Source organism: Plantactinospora veratri (assembly GCF_036421995.1).
GTDB lineage: Bacteria > Actinomycetota > Actinomycetes > Mycobacteriales > Micromonosporaceae > Plantactinospora > Plantactinospora veratri.
In genome coordinates, this window is the sequence record NZ_JAZGQL010000001.1 from 246,615 (window position 1) to 263,229 (window position 16,615).

Below are 16,615 nucleotides of genomic sequence, written 5' to 3' on the forward strand. Positions count from 1 at the left end.
CCTCACTCGTCCAGCACCGCCGCCGTGATCCGGTGCAGCGCGAAGGTGTGCAGCATCTCGGTGCGCTCGTCCTCGGCCCGCAGGTAGCCGGCGCCGATCGAGACCGGCCGGACCAGCCGGGACGCGGTGGCGCCGTGCGCGTCGACGTAGCCGACCCAGACCAGCGCCTTGTCCCGGACCGCCTGCTGGAGTACGGCCAGCGCCTGGGTGTGCGCGTGCGCGGTCGGCATCCCCGGACCGGTCCCGCCCGGCCGTCCGGCGCCCCGGACCGAACTCGGCGCCCGGCGGGCCGCCCGGGCGGCGGCGTCACCCCGGCGGATCTGCTCCACGATGCCGAGCAGCCGGGGCGTGCTCAGCCTCGGCGTGCCGAGTGGATCGGCGACCCGGTTGGCGACCGAACCCCGGGCCGGCGCCCGCCGTACCTTCGGCCGGGTCAGCACCGTCGCCCCGGACGCGTCCTCGGAGACCGGGGCGTACCCGGCCTCGCGCAGCGCGGCGAGCAGCCGCCCCACCAGGTGCGGGGTGGTGAGCACGGTCGGCGCCAGCCGGCGCAGCGACATCGGGGCGAGCCGACGGTCGGCGAGTACCTCGGTCAGCAGCGCCTCGTCGTCGCTGCGCAGGTACGCCCCGGCGGAGCCGACCCGGAGCCCGCCGTGCTTGCGGGCCACGTCGTCGATCAGGTACGTCAACCCCTGCGGGACCGGCGTGCGGGAGCGGCGCCGGAAGAGCGCGTGCAGGTCGTCGGCGGCGTACCCGGCGTCCAGCGCCCGGCGCACGCTGGCCCCGGTCACCCGGTGCACGCTGGCTCCGCCGGCCGACTCGTGCTCGGCCACCGCCGCGAGTTCGGCGGCGACGGTCGGCTCCGGCGGCCCCGGCACCACCACGGTCAGGTCGGCCTGCACCAGGAAGTGGTCGACCGGTGCCGGCAGCAGCGCGTCCAGGGCCCGGACCGCGGCCGAGCCGCCCCCGGCCGCGCCGCCCGCGTCCGGCCGTACGCCGAGCGGATCGTCGCCGGGCTCGCCGGGCCGGGTCTCCCCGGCGGTCCACTGCGCCAGCAGCAGCCGGCCGTACGTGGTGAGCGCGCCGAGCCCGGTGACGCCGAGCAGCGCCGCCTCGGCGAGTACCTCCCGCTGCCCGGCCTCCCGGCCCAGGCTCCGCCGGGGCGAGCGCCAGGCGAGCAGGTCGACCACCTCGTCGACGCTCGGCGCGGCCCCCGGTTCGAGATCGCCGAGTACGCCGAGGACGGCCCGGCGGACCGCCGGCACCCCGGCCCGTTCCGCCTCGGCCGACAGCACCGTGATCGGCCGGTCCCGGTCGTCGCGCTGGCCGACCAGCCCCACCTGCCGGGTCATGGTGAGCCAGGCCCGGGCCAGGTGCTCCCAGCGGTGCGCCAGCGAGGCGTCCCGCCAGCCCTCGTAACCGGCGGACGGCAGCATCTGCTGGTCCGCACCGTTGCGGGCGGTGACGGCACCGGGCAGGTCCAGCTCGCCGAGCAGCCCCGCCGCGTACGCCACCTCGAGCAGCAGCGCGGCGGTCGGCTCGTCCAGCCCGGCCGCCCGGGCCAGCCGGCGCAGGTCGCGTACCCCGAGCCCACCGGAGCGGAGTACCGGGGCGGGCTCGGCGGCGAGCTGGTCGAGGAGCGCCTCGGTGTGTCGTACCGCCTCCATCGCCTGGCCGGCCCCGGCGGAGTCGGCGGCCTTCGGCTCCCGGGCCGCCCCGGCCACCGTCGGCGGGGTCGGGCGGAGCGGGCCGAGCGGGCCGGAGTCGCGGCGCAGCAGCAGGCCGACCTCCCGGGGGAGTTCGACGGCGGTCGGCTTGCCGGCCGGGCCGCTGGGCTCGGTGACCGGCACCAGCAGGCGGTTCTCGACCAGCCAGGAGACCGGGGAGGCGGCGCCGGACGGTGCGGCGGCCGGCAGCGTGCCGACCGGGGGGCCGGCGGCGAGCCGGTCCAGGATCGCCCGGGCCGGCGGCGGTGCGGCCAGCAGGGTGCGGCGCAACCGGGCCGGGTCCGCGACCAGCGCGGCCGTCTCCGGGTCCAGTTCCGCCGCCGGCCGGCCCAGCCCCGCCGGGTACGGCGAGCAGACCTCGTCCACGCCCGGCACGACCCGCAGGGCCTCCTCCGGCCCGTACAGCAGGAAGAGCGCCCGGAGCCGGTCGACGGCAGACCGCACGGCGGTCCGGTCCGGCTGGCGGCTGGTCCCGGCGGCCAGGGTGAGGATCTGCTCCGTCGACGTCTCGCCATGATCCGCGTCACGGGTGAGCCGGGCCGCGTCCAGGATCCGCAGGGTGAACTCGTCGAGCCCGTCCAGGGCCCGGGCCACCGAGACCCGGGACTGGGCGCGGACCGCCAGGGCGGACAGATCGGTCGGTACCGGCACGACGAGGTCCGGACGCAGCCGGAACAGGGCGGCCAGCGCCTCGTCGGGCAGCGCCCGCAGATGGTCGGCGAGTGTGGTCATCGTCTTTCCACGCTATCCGGCCAGGCGCCGGTCGTGCGCGTCGGTCGCCGAGCGGGACCGAGGTGGCTCCCGCCGATCGTGCGATCATGGCGGCGTGACCACCCCAGCCGTCGGATTCGATCTCGACCTGACCCTGCTCGACACCCGACCGGGGATCGCCGCCGCCTACCGGGCACTCACCGCCGCGACCGGGGTGTACGTCGACGTCGACACCGTCGTCTCCCGGCTCGGCCCGCTGCTCCGGACCGAGATGCAGAACTGGTTCCCGCCGGAGCAGGTGGACGAGGCCGTCGAGGCCTACCGCTCGCTCTACTCGGAGTACGCGATCTCGCTGTCCCCGCCGCTGCCCGGCGCGGTCGAGGCGCTGGCCGAGACGCGGGCGGCGGGTCTGCGGGTGGTGGTGGTCACCGGCAAGTACGGCCCGCTGGCCCGGCAGCACCTGGAACACCTCGGCATGGAGGTCGACGAGCTGGTCGGCGAACTCTTCGCCGAGGAGAAGGCGACCGCGCTGACCGCGCACGGCGCGGAACTCTACGTCGGTGACCACGTCGCCGACATGGTCGCGGCGCGGACCGCCGGCATCCCGGGACTCGGGGTGACCACCGGCTCGCACGACGCCGACGAGCTGCGGGCGGCCGGCGCCGATCTGGTGGTCGCGGACCTTACCGGATTCCCGCAGGCGCTTCGGCGGCTGATGCGGCTAGCCTTGTGAAGGACAGCAATCTCATCAGGGAGTCGAGGTTTTCAGGTGCCGACGGGTCGAGTGAAGTGGTACGACGCCGCCAAGGGATACGGGTTCGTCACCAGTGACGAGGGTGGCGACGTGTTCCTGCCGAAGGGCGCGCTGCCGGCTGGTGTCACCGACCTGAAGGGCGGCCAGCGGGTCGAGTTCGGCGTCGTGGACAGCCGCCGGGGCGCGCAGGCGCTCGGGGTGAAGCTGCTGGACGCGCCACCGTCCATGGCGGAGCTTCGCCGCCGGCCGGCGGAGGAGCTGCACGGCCTGGTCGAAGACATGATCAAGGTGCTGGAGGCGAAGGTCCAGCCGGACCTGCGTCGCGGCCGGTTCCCCGACCGCAAGACCGCGCAGACGGTGGCTCAGCTCGTCCACGCGGTCGCCCGCGAACTGGAGATCTGAGGGGTCAACCCGGCGGCCGCCGCCCGGCCGAGCAGGGCGTCGACCGCGGCCTGGCCCTCGGCGCCCAGCTCGGCGGTGAACTCGTTGACGTAGAGCGCGATGTGCCGGTCGACCACGTCGCGCTCCATCTCCTGGGCGTGCGCGAGCACGTACTCCTCGGTGCCGGCCGGGTCGGCCCAGGCCCTGCGCACCGAGTCGCGGATCCAGCCGGTCGCCTCGGCCGGGTCCACGGCACCCTTGCGGGCCAGGATCGCGCCGAGCGGGATCGGCAGCCCGGTGTCGTCCTCCCACCACTGCCCGAGGTCGACCAGGGCGGTCAACCCGTGCCGGGGGTACGTGAACCGGGCCTCGTGGATGACGAGTCCGGCGTCGTACCGGCCGGCCGCCACGCCCGGCATGATCTCGTGGAACGGGACGACCTCGATCCGCGCCGGTGGCCTCCGCGCCGACCAGAGCCGGAACAGCAGGTACGCCGTGGTCCGGTCGCCGGGCACCGCCACGGTCGCCCCGGTCAGGTCGGCGCGGTCGGTCCCGTCGCCGCTGCCCGCGCTGCCGTCCGGTCCGGCGCCCCGGGTCAGCACCAGTGGCCCGCAGCCCCGGCCCAACGCACCGCCGCAGGGCAGCAGGTGGTAGTCGTCGAGCAGCCAGGGCAGCGCCGCATAGCTCACCTTGACCAGGTCGTACGCCCCACGTTCGGCGGCGGTGTTGGTGACGTCCACGTCGGCGTAGGTCACCTCGACCGGCGGGGCGCCGGGCACCAGCCCGTGCACCAGGGCGTGGAACACGAAGGTGTCGTTGGGGCAGGGCGAGATCGCCAGGGAGAGCGCCACGGCTTCACGCTAGTCCCGACCACACCCGCCACGCCCGGCACCCGCTGCCCGGTTGCCTGGGTCACCTCCGGCCGATACGGCTGACCCTGCGTCGCCCCGGCTGACGAGGCGCGGCTCGGGCCCCGGGTTGGGGCCGGGTCAGAGCTTCGGGCCGACCGTGCCGAAGGCGGCGGTCAGGGCGGCGAAGGCGTCACCGATCCGCCACGCGGAGCGGTCCCGGGGCCCGATCGGGTTGGAGATCGTACGCAGTTCGGCGAAGGGGAGCCCGGCGGCGACGGCGGCGCTGGCCACCCCGTACCCCTCCATCGCCTCGGCCACCGCGTCCGGGTGCCGGGCCAGTAGGGCGGCGGTGGTCGCGGTGGTCCCGGTCACGGTGCCGAGGGTGAGGACCGCGCCGGTGACCGCCTGCGGCAGCCCGGCCCGGAGCACGTCCAGCAGCGCCGGGTCGGCGGGCAGGGTGGTGGTGCCGAAACCCAGCTCGTCGAGGGTGAGGAAACCGTCCGGCGACTCGGCGCCGAGATCGGCCGCGACGCTGCGGGTCGCGATCACGATCCCGCCGACCGGGGCCCGGCCGGGGAAGCCGCCGCCGATGCCGGCGCTGACGACTCCCCGGTACGGCCGTCCGGCCGCCTCGGCGAGCGCGATCAGCCGGGCGGTGCCGGCGGCGGCCGCCGCCGGACCCACCCCGACCGGTGCGACGGTGACCGTGTCGCCGGCCAGGCCGGCCCGTACCGCCTCGGCCTCGGCCGCGACGGCCGTGACCACGAGTATGCCGTCGTGCACTACTTCCCCCGGCTCTCCCGGCGCGAGCCCTCGTCGCCGGGCCCGGTGCCGGGCACGGCGGAGGAGGGACGGTAGATGTGGTAGCCGGGCGGGGCGAGCTCGGTCTCCTCGTCGTCCTGTGGCGCCGGGCCGCCGGCCGGCTCGCCGTCACCGCGCCGGTTGAGCACCGGGGCCGGGGAGGTGGGCGCCGGGTCGTCGGTGGAGCGCCGGTCGTCGGACGGCTCCGCCCCGGCCGCCGGTCCGCCGGGCTGCCCGGGTGCGGGGCGGGCCGGCTCGGTACGGCTGGCCTCCGGCGCGTCCCCCTCGGCCATCGCCCGCCCGGAGAGCCGCTCGCCGCGCAGCCGGGTGGCCACGGCGAACGCCCAGACCGTACCGACGGCGGCGAGTCCGGTGAGCAGGCCGACCCCGATCCGGCCGTCCAGCGGTACGAGACCGAGCCCGCCGCCGGCCACGAAGGCCAGCATCAGCACCGTCTCGGAGTGCGCGAACCCGGTCGCCCGGAGCCGTTCCGGGACCCGTTCCTGGATGGAGGCGTCGACGGCCAGTTTCGCGATGCCGCTGGTCACGGCGGTGACCAGGCAGAGCAGGGCGACCAGCAGCAGGGAGAAGCGGAGCGTGGCCAGCACACCGACCCCGGTCACCACCACCAGGCCGGCGGCCTGGAGCGCGACCGGCCGGTGGATCCGCAGCCGGGTACCGAGGGCGGTGGCCAGGAACGTGCCGACGCCGAGCCCGGCGCCGACCACCCCGAGTGCCACCTCGGCGCCGTACTGGCGGCCGAAGAGTTCGGTCTCCAGGTCACCCGCCTTGATCGCGAAGGCGAGGAAGAGCAGCAGGAAGCCGTAGATGCCGCGCAGGGCGGCGCTTCCGACCAGAGCGCTGATCACCAGCCGGCCGCCCGGGCCGCTGCGGCTGAGCGCCCGTTCCCGCCCGTTCCGGCCGGGGCGGAGCGCCTGGAAGGCCCTCGGCACCGTCTCCGGCGGGTCGGAATCGGCCCGGGGTGGCAGGCGCAACGCGATCACCATGCCGACCAGGAAGATCACCGAGGCGACTCGGAGCGGCCACTGCGGGCCGAACCAGAACGCGGCCAGCCCGATCGGCACGACCGCGCCACCGGCGATCGAGCCGTACACGCTGGCCCGGGCGCCGGCCTGGGAGAGTCCGATCCCCGCCGGCAGCAGCCGGGGCACCGCCGCGGACCGGGCCACCCCGTACGCCCGGGAGAGCGCCAGTACGCCGAAGGCGGCCGGGTAGAGGCCGAAGCCGTGGATGTAGTCCGAGATCAGCCAGGCCAGGAAGGCCCGGCCCAGCATGGTGGCGGCCAGGGCGTAGCGGCGCCCGTGCCGGAAGTGGTCGAGCAGCGGCCCGACCACCGGGGCGAGCAGCGCGAACGGCACCATGGTGATCAACAGGTAGAGCGCGACCTTGCTCCGCGCCTCACCGAGCGGGGCGTTGAAGAAGATCGTCCCGGCCAGGCCGATCGTGATCAGCGTGTCGCCGGCACACGAGGCGGCGTGCAGGTCGAAGAGCCGGACCATCCCGGTCTCGCCGCCGGCGCCCTTCGCGCGTACCCGGGCGACCCGGCGGCCTGTCCAGCGGGCGCTGCCGAGCGAACCCCGGAAGAGCAGTCGGACGGCCCGGATCCCCGTACCGACGACACGCCCGGGGACCGATCGCCCAGAGCGGGTGAACAGCGGCATGAGCATCATCCTCGCCCATCCGGTCGACGACCGTCGGATCTGTGCCGAGATATCTCTGCGGAGAAACGTGCCGGGGAGTGCCGCCGACCCGCCGTCAAGGATAGGCAAGAATGGGTGAGTGACCAGGAGCACCGCGGCCAGAGCCGCCCGTCTCGATCAGGTCTGCGCCAGCGCCGTCGACGTGGCGCGGGAGGGCATCACCGAGGTCGACCCGGCCGACGTCGGCGACCACCAGGGGGCGGTCGTCGAGGGCGACCGGCTCGTGACGCATCTCTTCGAGTGCCGGATGGCCGGCTACCAGGGCTGGCAGTGGGCGGTGACGGTGACCCGGGTGCCGCGCAGCCGGCACGTCACCGTCTGCGAGACGTTCCTGCTGCCCGGCCCGGACGCGCTGCTCGCGCCGAGCTGGCTGCCCTGGCAGGAGCGGCTCCAGCCCGGTGACCTCGGCGTCGGCGACCTGCTGCCCACCCCGCAGGACGACGAACGGCTCGTCCCCGGCTACCTGCTCTCCGACGATCCGGCGGTGGAGGAGACGGCCTGGGAGCTGGGCCTCGGGCGCCCCCGGGTGATGTCCCGGGAGGGCCGGATCGAGACCGCCCAGCGGTGGTATGACGGGGATCACGGGCCGAGCGCGCCGATCGCGGTCGCCGCACCGCGGGCCGCCCGCTGCGGCACCTGCGGCTTCTACCTCCCGCTGGCCGGTGCGCTGCGCCAGTCCTTCGGCGTCTGCGGGAACTTCTTCGCCCCCGACGACGGCCGGGCGGTCAGCGCCGACCACGGCTGCGGGGCGCACTCGGAGACGCTGGTCGAGTCGCCGGAGACGCCGGTCGACGAGTTGCCGACGATCTACGACGACAGCGAGGTCGAGGCGATCGCGGTCAGCCGGGCACCCGGCTCGGTCGAGGCCGCCGAGCCTCCGGAGCCGTACGGGCACGGCTGAGGCAGCTCACCGGCGGGCGCGGCGGCGGTTGGCGTCGTGCCGGAGCATCACGGCCAGCCCGGCGAAGCCGGCGAGGAAACCGGCCAGGCAGGTCCAGAGCCAGTGCTCGCGGCCGGTGTCGGCGAGCCAGTCCCGGAAGAAGACCAGCAGCACCAGCCCGACGACCGCCCAGATCACGATCCCGGCGACGGCGAACGGGACCATCGGCGGGTCGAGCGGCTCGATCCGCGGCTCCTCCTCCGACATCGCTCCAGCGTACGGGCCTGCTGGTGGGGCATGGTAACCGGGAAGGTCTTTGTTGGTAACCGGTGATCTGGGACGATGCCTCGATCAACGATGACCTGAGCACACTCGTACACCCCCTGCGAGGACCTGATGGACAACGCCCCGACAAAGCCGGAGGGCCGCTCCGGCGCCGGTAACGCCTTCGACCGGTACTTCGAGATCACGGCGCGCGGCTCGACGGTGGGCCGGGAGGTGCGTGGCGGGCTCGCCACGTTCTTCACGATGGCCTACATCGTGGTGCTCAACCCGCTGATCCTGGGCAACGCGGTCGACGGTGACGGCGCCCGGCTGGCCATCCCGGCGCTGGCCGCGGCGACCGCCCTGGTGGCCGGGGTGATGACGATCCTGATGGGTGTGGTCGGCCGGTTCCCGCTGGCGCTGGCCGCCGGGCTCGGCGTGAACGCGCTGGTGGCGTTCGAGATCGCCCCGCAGATGACCTGGGCCGACGCGATGGGTCTGGTGGTGATCGAGGGCCTGATCATCGCCGTGCTGGTCTTGACCGGGCTGCGTACCGCCGTGTTCCGGGCGGTGCCGACCCAGCTCAAGACCGCGATCGGGGTCGGCATCGGGCTGTTCCTGACGATCATCGGGCTGGTCGACGCCGGGTTCGTCCGGCGGATCCCGGACGCCGCCAACACCACCGTGCCGGTCGGGCTGGGCATCGGCGGCAAGCTGGTCACCTGGCCGGCCCTGGTCTTCGTACTCGGGCTGCTGGTCACGCTGGTGCTGGTGGTACGCCGGGTGCGGGGCGCGATCCTGATCGGCATCCTCACCTCGACCGTACTGGCGATCGTGGTGGAGGCGATCGCCAAGGTCGGCCCGTCGACGGTGGACGGGAAGCCCAACCCGGCCGGCTGGTCGCTGAACGTGCCGGCGTTGCCGGAGCGGGTGGTGGACGCCCCCGATCTCTCCCTGCTGGGTCACTTCGACCTGCTCGGCTCCTGGCAGCGGGCGGGTGTGCTGGTCGCGCTGATGTTCGTCTTCACGCTGCTGATCACGGACTTCTTCGACACCATGGGCACGATGGTGGCGGTCGGCCAGGAGGGCGGGCTGCTCGACGAGCAGAAGATGCCGCCGCGTACCCGGGAGATCCTGCTGGTCGACTCGATCGCCGCGGCGGCCGGCGGTGCGGCGAGTACGTCGAGCAACACGTCGTACATCGAGAGCGCCGCCGGGGTCGCGGAGGGCGCCCGGACCGGGGCGGCCAACCTGGTCACCGGCGGGTTGTTCCTGCTGGCGATGTTCCTGGCCCCGCTGGTCGTGGTGGTGCCGTTCGAGGCGGCCTCGGTGGCGCTGGTGATCGTCGGGTTCCTGATGATGACCGCGGTGCGGACCATCGACTGGAACGACTACGAGATCGCCATCCCGGCGTTCCTGACCATCGTGCTGATGCCGTTCACCTACTCGATCTCGAACGGCATCGGGGCCGGCGTGATCAGTTTCGTGCTGGTCAAGCTGGCCCGGGGCAAGGCCCGGGAGGTGCACCCGCTGCTCTACGGGGTGGCCGCGCTCTTCGTGGTCTACTTCCTGCGCGGCCCGATCGAGGCTGTGCTGTTCTAGCCTGTGGAACGGCACGGCGCCGGGTCCCGGTGACAGTGGTCATAATCGGTGGTCGTTAGCCAAGCTTATTAGTTAGGCTAACGACCGTGACGGAGTGGACGGTGATGGCGAAGCACATGCCACCGGCGCAGCTCGCGACGTTGTTGCGCGACGCGATCACCCGACTCAACCGACGGGTACGGCAGACCCGGCCGGTCGGCGACCTCACGGGGACCCAGCTCTCCGCGTTGACCAGCCTGGAGCTGGCCGGCGCGCTGACACCCCGCGAGCTGGCCGACACCGAACGGGTCCAGCCGCCGACGATGACCAAGATCGTCGCGAGGTTGGAGGAGCGCGGCCTCGTGCAGCGCACCCCCCATCCGACCGACGGTCGGCAGGTCATCCTCTCGACCACCGACACCGGCCGCGCGATGCTCGCCCAGTTCGACCGGGCCCGCAACAGGTGGCTGGCCGTCCGGCTCGCCGAGCTGACCCCGGAGGAACGCGACGCGCTCCAGCGCGCCGCCGAGATCCTGCAGAAGGTGGCGCGCGACTGACCGCCGCAGACGACCGGGTCCGCTTCGTCCGCTAGGACCTTCCGGCCGCAATGCCGAGGCCGGAGGTCGGGATGACGCGTACGACCCGAGGAGGCGCACCCCGAGTGCGGGCAAAGCTGAGCACCACCTTCCAGTCCCTGACGGTTCGCAACTACCGGCTCTTCGCCACCGGTCAGTTCATCAAGCTGATCGGCGTGTGGATGATGTTCACCACACAGGACTGGCTCGTCCTGGATCTCTCGGACAACTCGGCCTCCGCGCTCGGCGTGGTCATCGCACTTCAGTTCACCCCGGTACTCCTGCTGACCCTGCTCTCCGGCCGCCTCGCCGACCGGTACGACAAACGGGTGCTGCTGTTCATCGCCAACTGCACCTGGAGCCTCCTGGCGCTCGGCATGAGCGTGCTGGTCATCACCGGTGTGGTGCAGCTGTGGCACGTCTTCGTCTTCGCCGGCCTGCTCGGGGTGGCGAACGCGGTCGAGACACCGGTACGCCAGTCCTTCGTCTCCGAACTCGTCGGCACCCCGCTGCTGCCCAACGCCCTGGCGCTCTCCGCGGCCACCTTCAACTCGGCCCGGATCATCGGCCCGGCGGTCGCCGGGGTGGCGATCGCCCTCTTCGACGTCGGCCCGGTCTTCCTGGTCAGTGCGCTCAGTTCGATCGCCCCGGTGGTCTGCGTGGTGCTGATGCGCCCGGCCGAGCTGCACCGCGAGGAACTGCCGCCGCTCGCCGAGCGGGACTCCGCCCGGGTGATCGACGGACTCCGGTACGTCGCCCGCCGCTCCGACCTGGTCCTGCCGATGGTGCTGATGTCGGTGATGGGACTGGCCCTGTTCAACTTCCAGCTCACCCTCTCGGCGCTGGCGAAGACCACTTTCAACACCGGTGCCGCCTCGTTCGGCCTCTTCACCACCGCGCTCGCGGTGGGCGCGCTCGCCGGGGCGCTGGCCGGCAGCGGCCGGCGCAGCCGGCCGTCGGTGTGGGTGGTGCTCGGCGCCGCCGTGGCGACCGGCGCCTGCGGCACCCTGGTCGGGCTCGCCCCGACGTACTGGCTGGTGGTGGCGTTGCTGCCGCTGACCGGGTTCTTCATGGTCTTCTTCGCCCAGGCGTCCAACCAGCGGGTGCAGCTCGGCGTCGACGCGGCCTTCCGGGGCCGGGTCATGTCGCTCTGGGTGCTGGTGTTCCTCGGCACCAACCCGGTCGGCGCGCCGATCATCGGCTGGATCGCCGAGCGCTACGGCGCCGGTGCGAGCATCTGGATCGGCGGCCTGATCTCGCTGGCCACCGCCGGGACGGCGCTGATCTGGCAACTGCACCGCACCGGTACCCGGGTGCGGCTGCGCATCCTCCCGCTGCCCCGCTTCTACGTGGTGCACCCGGCCGACACCTGAGTCACCCGGACGCCGTGCCATCGGCCGTCCACCCGGGCCGTGCCATCGAGGATCCACCCGGACGCCGTGCCATCGAGCGCCGCCGGTCGATGGCGCGGCACCCTGCGGGCGTCGGACCCCTCTGGTTAGCTGGTTCCATGCTGCGCGTGCGACTTCTGGAGTGCCTGGCTGCCGACCAGGCCCGGCTGCGCCAGGTCGCCTCCGCCGATCTGGCCGCCGCCGTGCCGAGCTGTCCGGACTGGACCGTCGCCGACCTGGTCCGGCACGTCGCAATCGTCTACCTGCACAAGGTGGAGTGCATGCGGACCGGTCGGATCCCGTCGGCGTGGCCGCCGGACGTCTCCGGTGAGGAGCCGTTGGCGCTGCTCGACCGGGCATGTCTCGCGCTGCGCGCCGAGTTCGACAGTCGGGATCCGGGCGCGCTCGCCCCCACCTGGTACGACCCGGACCAGACCGTCGGCTTCTGGCTCCGGCGGATGGCACAGGAGACGGTCGTCCACCGGGTGGACGCGGAGCTGGCGGGCGCCGGGCCCGTGACGGAGATCCCCGCCGACCTCGCCGTCGACGGCATCGACGAGGTGCTGCGGATCTTCCTGGGCTACGGCAGCCGGCGATGGCCCGAGCGCTTCACCGACGTGCTCCCCGATCCCCCGATCCGGGTCCTGGCCAGCGCCGGGCCGGCGAGCTGGCAGGTCCGGCTCGGTCCGGAGGGTGCCACGGTCACCGCCGACCGTGCCGCGGTCGCCCGCGCCACGGCGGCGGCGGGCGACGACCGGCCGGAAGCGGCAGCCGCCCGAAGGTCGGCCGGTGCCGGCGGCGGGGCGTCGGCGACCGGCGACGCGGCGACGTCCGGGGCGGCCGACGATCCGCCCCCCGAGGCCGGACCGGCGGCGACCATCAGCGCCACTCCCGAGCAGTTGCTGCTCTGGCTCTGGCGGCGCTCGGCCGACGACGCCGTCCGCTGGGCCGGCGACCGGGCGGCCGTCGACCGGCTGCGCCTGGCGCTCGCTCCGGCGACCCGATGAATGTTCGTTGATTGCAAAACCGGTGGCGGGCCGGGTTGCCGCCGGTTAGCGTCGGAGAACGTGGCCGTCGTGCATGCTTTCGCGCTGCCGCTGGCTCTTCTTGCCATCGCCTGCCTGCCGGTCGTCATCGCCGCACTGATCTGCGCCGACGAGCTGATCGACGGCTCCGCCCGCTGGCTCGCCGGCCACCGGGACAGCCGCCGGTCGCGGCGGGCGATCGAGCGACTCGACCGGGCGTTCGAAGTGGACGCGCCCAGCACCGAGGTCGATCCAACCGAGTTGGACCGGGTGGACCACCCGGCGATCGAACGGATCGCCGCCGACCTGCGCCGGCTGGGCGACCAGCGGCTGCGGATCGCCGGACGGTCCCGGCTCTGGCAGGACGCGGTGCTGGGGGCGTACGACGACCGGCTGCGCCTGGCCAGTCGGTGCCTGGGTGTGGCCGAACACCTCGGCGATCTCGACGGCGTCGACCTGGAGATCGAGCGGGTACGCGTCGAGGGCGAGTTGCAGGCCGCCGGCCTGGTCCTGCCCTCCCCGCACGCCGGCCCCCGTCAGGGTGGCAGTTGAGCCGCCCGCCGGCACGACACCGCCCGGAGCGGCGCTGAGATGCGGCTCTTCGTGGCCGTCTATCCGCCGCCGGAGGCGCTGGACGACATCGTCGCGCAGACGCGCCGGCTCCGGATCGGCGCGGCGGCCGAGACCGGGATCAACGTACGGCTGACCGCCCGGTCGACGCTGCACGTCACGGTCGCCTTCCTCGGCGAGGTGCCGGACGACCGGCTGCCCACGGTGGAGGAGACGCTCTCCCGGGCCGTCGGGGCGTGGCGGCACCCACCGGTCCGGCGTCGGCGCGCGGCCGGACCGGCACCGGTCGCGCCGGGCGGGGCACCGCAGCCGCGGCCGGCGCCCCGGCTCCAGCTCGGTGGCGGTGGGCGGTTCGGGCGGGGACGGTTCACGGTGCTCTGGGTGGGGCTGCTCGGCGAGGTGGACGCCCTGCGCCAGCTGGCCGTGACGGTGCGGCGAGAGCTGCGCAGGTCCCGGCTGCCGTCCGACCTTCGGCCGCTGCGGCCACACCTCACGCTGGCCCGCCCCGGCGACCGACTGGACCGGGAGAGCCTCGACGAGGACCTGCGTACTCTCGACGGATATCTCGGGCCGTCCTGGCCGGCGACCGAGCTGGTGCTGGTACGCAGCCACCTCGGCCCCCGGCCGACGTACGACCGGCTGGCGACCTGGCCGCTCTGACCGCGCGTCCCGCCCCGGATCGGCGCCACCGGGACGCCGTCCGGGCGGGTCAGCACCAGGTGCCGGCCGGCGGCATCGTCCCGGTCGCCAGATAGGCGTTGACGGTCTGGTCGACGCAGGGCAGCGACTCGTCCCCGTTGACCCGGCGCGCGTACATGCCGTGCGCCCGGATGTCGACGGTGACCAGCCGGGACGCGGTCAGCCGCTGGTGCAGGTCGACCGCGAGGTGGTACGGCGAGTTGTCCCGCGTCGCCTGCACCATCAGCACCGGCACGTCGTGCGCCACCCTGACCGGCGCCTCGGCCGGGGTCGGCCAGAAGGCGCACGGCGTGACGTTGTTCCCCAACGGACCGAAGATCGGCTGGCTGCTGCGGCTGTGCTGCACGTTGCGCCAGTACGGCGCGGCACCGTCCGGCCAGCGCGGGTCGGCGCAGAACACCCCGAACGACGAGGCGAGGATGTTCTCGATCATCGGGTCCCGCAGGTCCAGCAGAGTCAGCATCTCGGTCAGCTCCGCCGACCAGCTGACCGTCCGGCCGACGACGGCGGCGACGAGGTCGCCCAGCGTCCGGGCCAGCACCGGGTCGTCGGCCTCGTTCCCCAACCACCTGCGGATCAGGAACGGCAGGATGTTGTCGTCGACCAGGTGGCCGTCGACCTCGACGGGCCGCCGGGCCAGGGCGTCGACCAGCCCACGGACCGTCGCCTGGACCTGGGCTGGGGTGGAACCGAGCCGGTAGCTGTCGTGCCGGGCCGCCGCCCAGCGCGCCCACTCCGCGAGGGCCGCCTCCGCCCGGCCGGCGCCCGCCTGGTTGAGCGCGTACTCCGACTCCACCGCGGAGACGCTGTCGAGCACCATCCGGTCCACCCGGTGCGGAAACAGCTCCGAGTAGACGGCACCCAGGTCGGCACCCCACGAGACGCCGTAGTAGGACATTCGGGATTCGCCCAGGGCGGCCCTGATCCGATCCATGTCCCGGGCGACGTCACGGATGCCGGCGTACGGCAGCAGGTCGGCGTTGCGTTCCCGGCACCGGCGGGCGAAGTCGGCCGACAGCCGGGCCGACTCCAGGAAGCCGGACCGGTCCGTACCGGCCGAACGCCCGACATCGCGGAGGGTCATCGGACCACAGGTGATCGGCGCGCTGCCGCCGACGAACCGCGGATCGAAGCCGATGAGATCGTACTGATCGGCCGCCGCGCCCAGTTCGGGCCGCAACCTGGCAGCGAAGTCCAGCCCGGGGCCACCCGGACCGCCGGGATTGACCAGGAGGATGCCGCGTCGGCGGGTCGGATCGGCGGCCCGGATCCGGGACACCACGAGGTCCACCACGTCGCCGTCCGGACGCGTGTGGCGCAACGGCACCCGCAGTACCCCGCACTCGGCTCCGGCCGCGACCAGCGCGGCGTCCGTGCACGGACCGAAGCTGAGTCGGCCGGCGGATCGACCGTCGGAGGTCGTGGCTCCGGCGGCCGCCGGAGCCGAGGCGGTGGTGCCGAGTACGGCGACGACGGCCGCACCGGCGATCAGTCGCGAAACCCAGGTCATCGACGTTCCTTCCGGGCGAAGGATTGCGGATCACCGGTGACGCTATTGATCGCGGCCTCCACGGTCGACCCGGCAGTCCTCCGGATCGGCGGTACCGCCAGCCGTACCCGGGGCGGTGCGACTACCAGGCCCAGGCCTCCGGGCCGGGACCGCCCTTGCCGAGCGGCGGGAAGAGTTCGTCCAGCCGGGCCAGGGTGTCCTCGGTGAACTCGACCGCCAGCGCGCCGAGCGACGCGTCGAGCTGGTCCAGGGTCCGGGGGCCGATGATCGGGGCGGTCACCGCGGGCCGGGTCAGCAGCCAGCCGAGCGCGACGTCCGCCGGGTCGTGCCCGAGTTCGGCGCAGAACTTCTCGTACGCCTCGATCGCCGGCCGGCGCTCGGCGAGCAGCTTGCTGGCGTGCTCGCTGGTGCTCCGCGCCGCCCCGCCCTCGGCCAGCTTGCGGAGCGCCCCGCCGAGCAGCCCGCCCTGCAACGGCGACCACGGGATGACCCCGAGGCCGTACTCCTCGGCGGCGGGCAGGACCTCCAACTCCACGAAGCGGTTCATCAGGTTGTAGACGCACTGCTCGGAGACGAGCCCGAGGAAGTGCCGCCGGTTCGCGGACTCCTGCGCCCGGGTCAGGTGCCAGCCGGCGAAGTTGGACGATCCGACGTAGAGCACCTTGCCCTGGGCGACCAGGGTCTCCATCGCCTGCCAGATCTCCTCCCACGGGGTGCTCCGGGAGACGTGGTGCATCTGGTAGAGGTCGATCCAGTCCGTCCGCATCCGGCGCAGCGACTCGTCGCAGGCGCGTACGATGTGCCGGGCGGAGAGGCCCTGCTCGTTGGGCCAGTCGCCCATCCGGCCGTACACCTTGGTCGCCAGCACGACCTTCTCGCGCCGGCCGCCGCCCTGGGCGAACCAGCGTCCGAGGATGTTCTCGGTGACGCCCTCGCCGACCTTGCGGCCGTAGACGTTGGCGGTGTCGAAGAAGTTGATTCCGTGTTCCAGGGCGCGGTCCATGATGGCGAAGCTGTCCGGCTCACCGGTTTCCGGCCCGAAGTTCATGGTGCCCAGGCAGAGCCTGCTCACCGACAGACCGGTCCGGCCGAGATTGGTGTATTCCATTGTTTCACCCTGCCACGCCGATCCGCCCAGTGTCGATCATGAGACGGGCGGATCGGCGGAGGTGCG

16 protein-coding genes are annotated in these 16,615 nt (G+C 73.7%); 9 read left to right on the forward strand and 7 right to left on the reverse strand.

The window, feature by feature from the left end:
• Positions 1–2: 2 nt before the first annotated feature.
• Positions 3–2,459, reverse strand: coding sequence for a helicase-associated domain-containing protein (locus tag V1634_RS01085; protein ID WP_331205818.1), 2,457 nt, complete (start codon positions 2,457–2,459; stop codon positions 3–5).
• 94 nt (positions 2,460–2,553) lie between these two features.
• Between V1634_RS01085 and V1634_RS01090 the strand changes: the two genes are divergently transcribed.
• Together V1634_RS01090 and V1634_RS01095 are read left to right on the forward strand one after the other, a co-directional pair.
• Entirely contained in the window at positions 2,554–3,171 is a 618-nt protein-coding gene (locus V1634_RS01090; RefSeq protein ID WP_331205819.1) for an HAD family hydrolase, read from the forward strand.
• 36 nt (positions 3,172–3,207) lie between these two features.
• On the forward strand, positions 3,208–3,594 hold the full coding sequence (locus V1634_RS01095) for a cold-shock protein (protein WP_101368382.1): 387 nt from the start codon (positions 3,208–3,210) through the stop codon (positions 3,592–3,594).
• On the opposite strand, the gene V1634_RS01100 is transcribed toward V1634_RS01095, so the two are convergent.
• The 3 genes from V1634_RS01100 to V1634_RS01110 all read right to left on the reverse strand — a co-directional run bounded on the left by V1634_RS01100 (position 3,555) and on the right by V1634_RS01110 (position 6,907).
• Positions 3,555–4,424 carry a 1,4-dihydroxy-6-naphthoate synthase gene (locus V1634_RS01100; RefSeq protein WP_331205820.1) on the reverse strand — a complete coding sequence of 290 codons (870 nt, stop codon included), beginning with the start codon at positions 4,422–4,424 and terminating at the stop codon, positions 3,555–3,557. The genes V1634_RS01095 and V1634_RS01100 overlap by 40 nt on opposite strands.
• Before the next feature lie 138 nt (positions 4,425–4,562).
• On the reverse strand, positions 4,563–5,207 hold the full coding sequence (locus V1634_RS01105) for a futalosine hydrolase (protein ID WP_331205821.1): 645 nt from the start codon (positions 5,205–5,207) through the stop codon (positions 4,563–4,565).
• Positions 5,207–6,907: an MFS transporter gene (locus V1634_RS01110; RefSeq protein ID WP_331205822.1), complete on the reverse strand. Its 1,701-nt coding sequence runs from the start codon at positions 6,905–6,907 to the stop codon at positions 5,207–5,209. Before V1634_RS01110 ends, V1634_RS01105 begins: the two co-directional genes overlap by 1 nt.
• 118 nt (positions 6,908–7,025) lie before the next feature.
• Between V1634_RS01110 and V1634_RS01115 the strand changes: the two genes are divergently transcribed.
• A complete protein-coding gene (locus V1634_RS01115; protein ID WP_331205823.1) occupies positions 7,026–7,847 on the forward strand; it encodes a DUF3027 domain-containing protein in 822 nt (273 codons plus the stop codon).
• A gap of 6 nt (positions 7,848–7,853) precedes the next feature.
• Here V1634_RS01115 and V1634_RS01120 read toward each other — a convergent pair whose 3' ends face one another.
• Positions 7,854–8,093 (reverse strand): DUF2530 domain-containing protein, encoded by a 240-nt coding sequence (locus V1634_RS01120; protein WP_107262327.1) that lies wholly within the window; start codon positions 8,091–8,093, stop codon positions 7,854–7,856.
• A 129-nt stretch (positions 8,094–8,222) separates the two neighbouring features.
• Here V1634_RS01120 and V1634_RS01125 point away from each other — a divergent pair, with 129 nt between their 5' ends.
• From V1634_RS01125 to V1634_RS01150, 6 genes are all read left to right on the forward strand, one after another.
• The gene (locus V1634_RS01125) at positions 8,223–9,692 is read left to right on the forward strand and encodes an NCS2 family permease (RefSeq protein WP_331205824.1); all 1,470 of its coding nucleotides are present in this window, start codon (positions 8,223–8,225) and stop codon (positions 9,690–9,692) included.
• Between the two features lie 86 nt (positions 9,693–9,778).
• Complete coding sequence (locus V1634_RS01130) at positions 9,779–10,228, forward strand: MarR family winged helix-turn-helix transcriptional regulator (RefSeq protein ID WP_199853022.1); 450 nt, start codon at positions 9,779–9,781, stop codon at positions 10,226–10,228.
• A gap of 104 nt (positions 10,229–10,332) precedes the next feature.
• A complete protein-coding gene (locus tag V1634_RS01135) occupies positions 10,333–11,619 on the forward strand; it encodes an MFS transporter (protein ID WP_331205825.1) in 1,287 nt (428 codons plus the stop codon).
• 146 nt (positions 11,620–11,765) lie between these two features.
• On the forward strand, positions 11,766–12,644 hold the full coding sequence (locus tag V1634_RS01140) for a maleylpyruvate isomerase N-terminal domain-containing protein (RefSeq protein WP_331205826.1): 879 nt from the start codon (positions 11,766–11,768) through the stop codon (positions 12,642–12,644).
• 60 nt (positions 12,645–12,704) lie between these two features.
• A complete protein-coding gene (locus tag V1634_RS01145; protein ID WP_331205827.1) occupies positions 12,705–13,214 on the forward strand; it encodes a hypothetical protein in 510 nt (169 codons plus the stop codon).
• Between the two features lie 39 nt (positions 13,215–13,253).
• A complete protein-coding gene (locus V1634_RS01150) occupies positions 13,254–13,892 on the forward strand; it encodes a 2'-5' RNA ligase family protein (protein ID WP_331205829.1) in 639 nt (212 codons plus the stop codon).
• 49 nt (positions 13,893–13,941) lie between these two features.
• Here V1634_RS01150 and V1634_RS01155 read toward each other — a convergent pair whose 3' ends face one another.
• The gene (locus tag V1634_RS01155; RefSeq protein WP_331205830.1) at positions 13,942–15,441 is read right to left on the reverse strand and encodes an alpha/beta hydrolase; all 1,500 of its coding nucleotides are present in this window, start codon (positions 15,439–15,441) and stop codon (positions 13,942–13,944) included.
• 121 nt (positions 15,442–15,562) lie between these two features.
• A complete protein-coding gene (locus tag V1634_RS01160) occupies positions 15,563–16,549 on the reverse strand; it encodes an aldo/keto reductase (RefSeq protein ID WP_331205831.1) in 987 nt (328 codons plus the stop codon).
• Between the last annotated feature and the right edge of the window lie 66 nt (positions 16,550–16,615).

Coding starts and splice junctions, on each gene's coding strand:
- V1634_RS01110 (WP_331205822.1), bottom strand. CDS start 6,907: ATGCCGCTGTTCACCCGCTCTGGGCGATCGGTCCCCGGGCGTGTCGTC.
- V1634_RS01120 (WP_107262327.1), bottom strand. CDS start 8,093: ATGTCGGAGGAGGAGCCGCGGATCGAGCCGCTCGACCCGCCGATGGTC.
- V1634_RS01125 (WP_331205824.1), top strand. CDS start 8,223: ATGGACAACGCCCCGACAAAGCCGGAGGGCCGCTCCGGCGCCGGTAAC.
- V1634_RS01150 (WP_331205829.1), top strand. CDS start 13,254: ATGCGGCTCTTCGTGGCCGTCTATCCGCCGCCGGAGGCGCTGGACGAC.
- V1634_RS01085 (WP_331205818.1), bottom strand. CDS start 2,459: ATGACCACACTCGCCGACCATCTGCGGGCGCTGCCCGACGAGGCGCTG.
- V1634_RS01155 (WP_331205830.1), bottom strand. CDS start 15,441: ATGACCTGGGTTTCGCGACTGATCGCCGGTGCGGCCGTCGTCGCCGTA.
- V1634_RS01160 (WP_331205831.1), bottom strand. CDS start 16,549: ATGGAATACACCAATCTCGGCCGGACCGGTCTGTCGGTGAGCAGGCTC.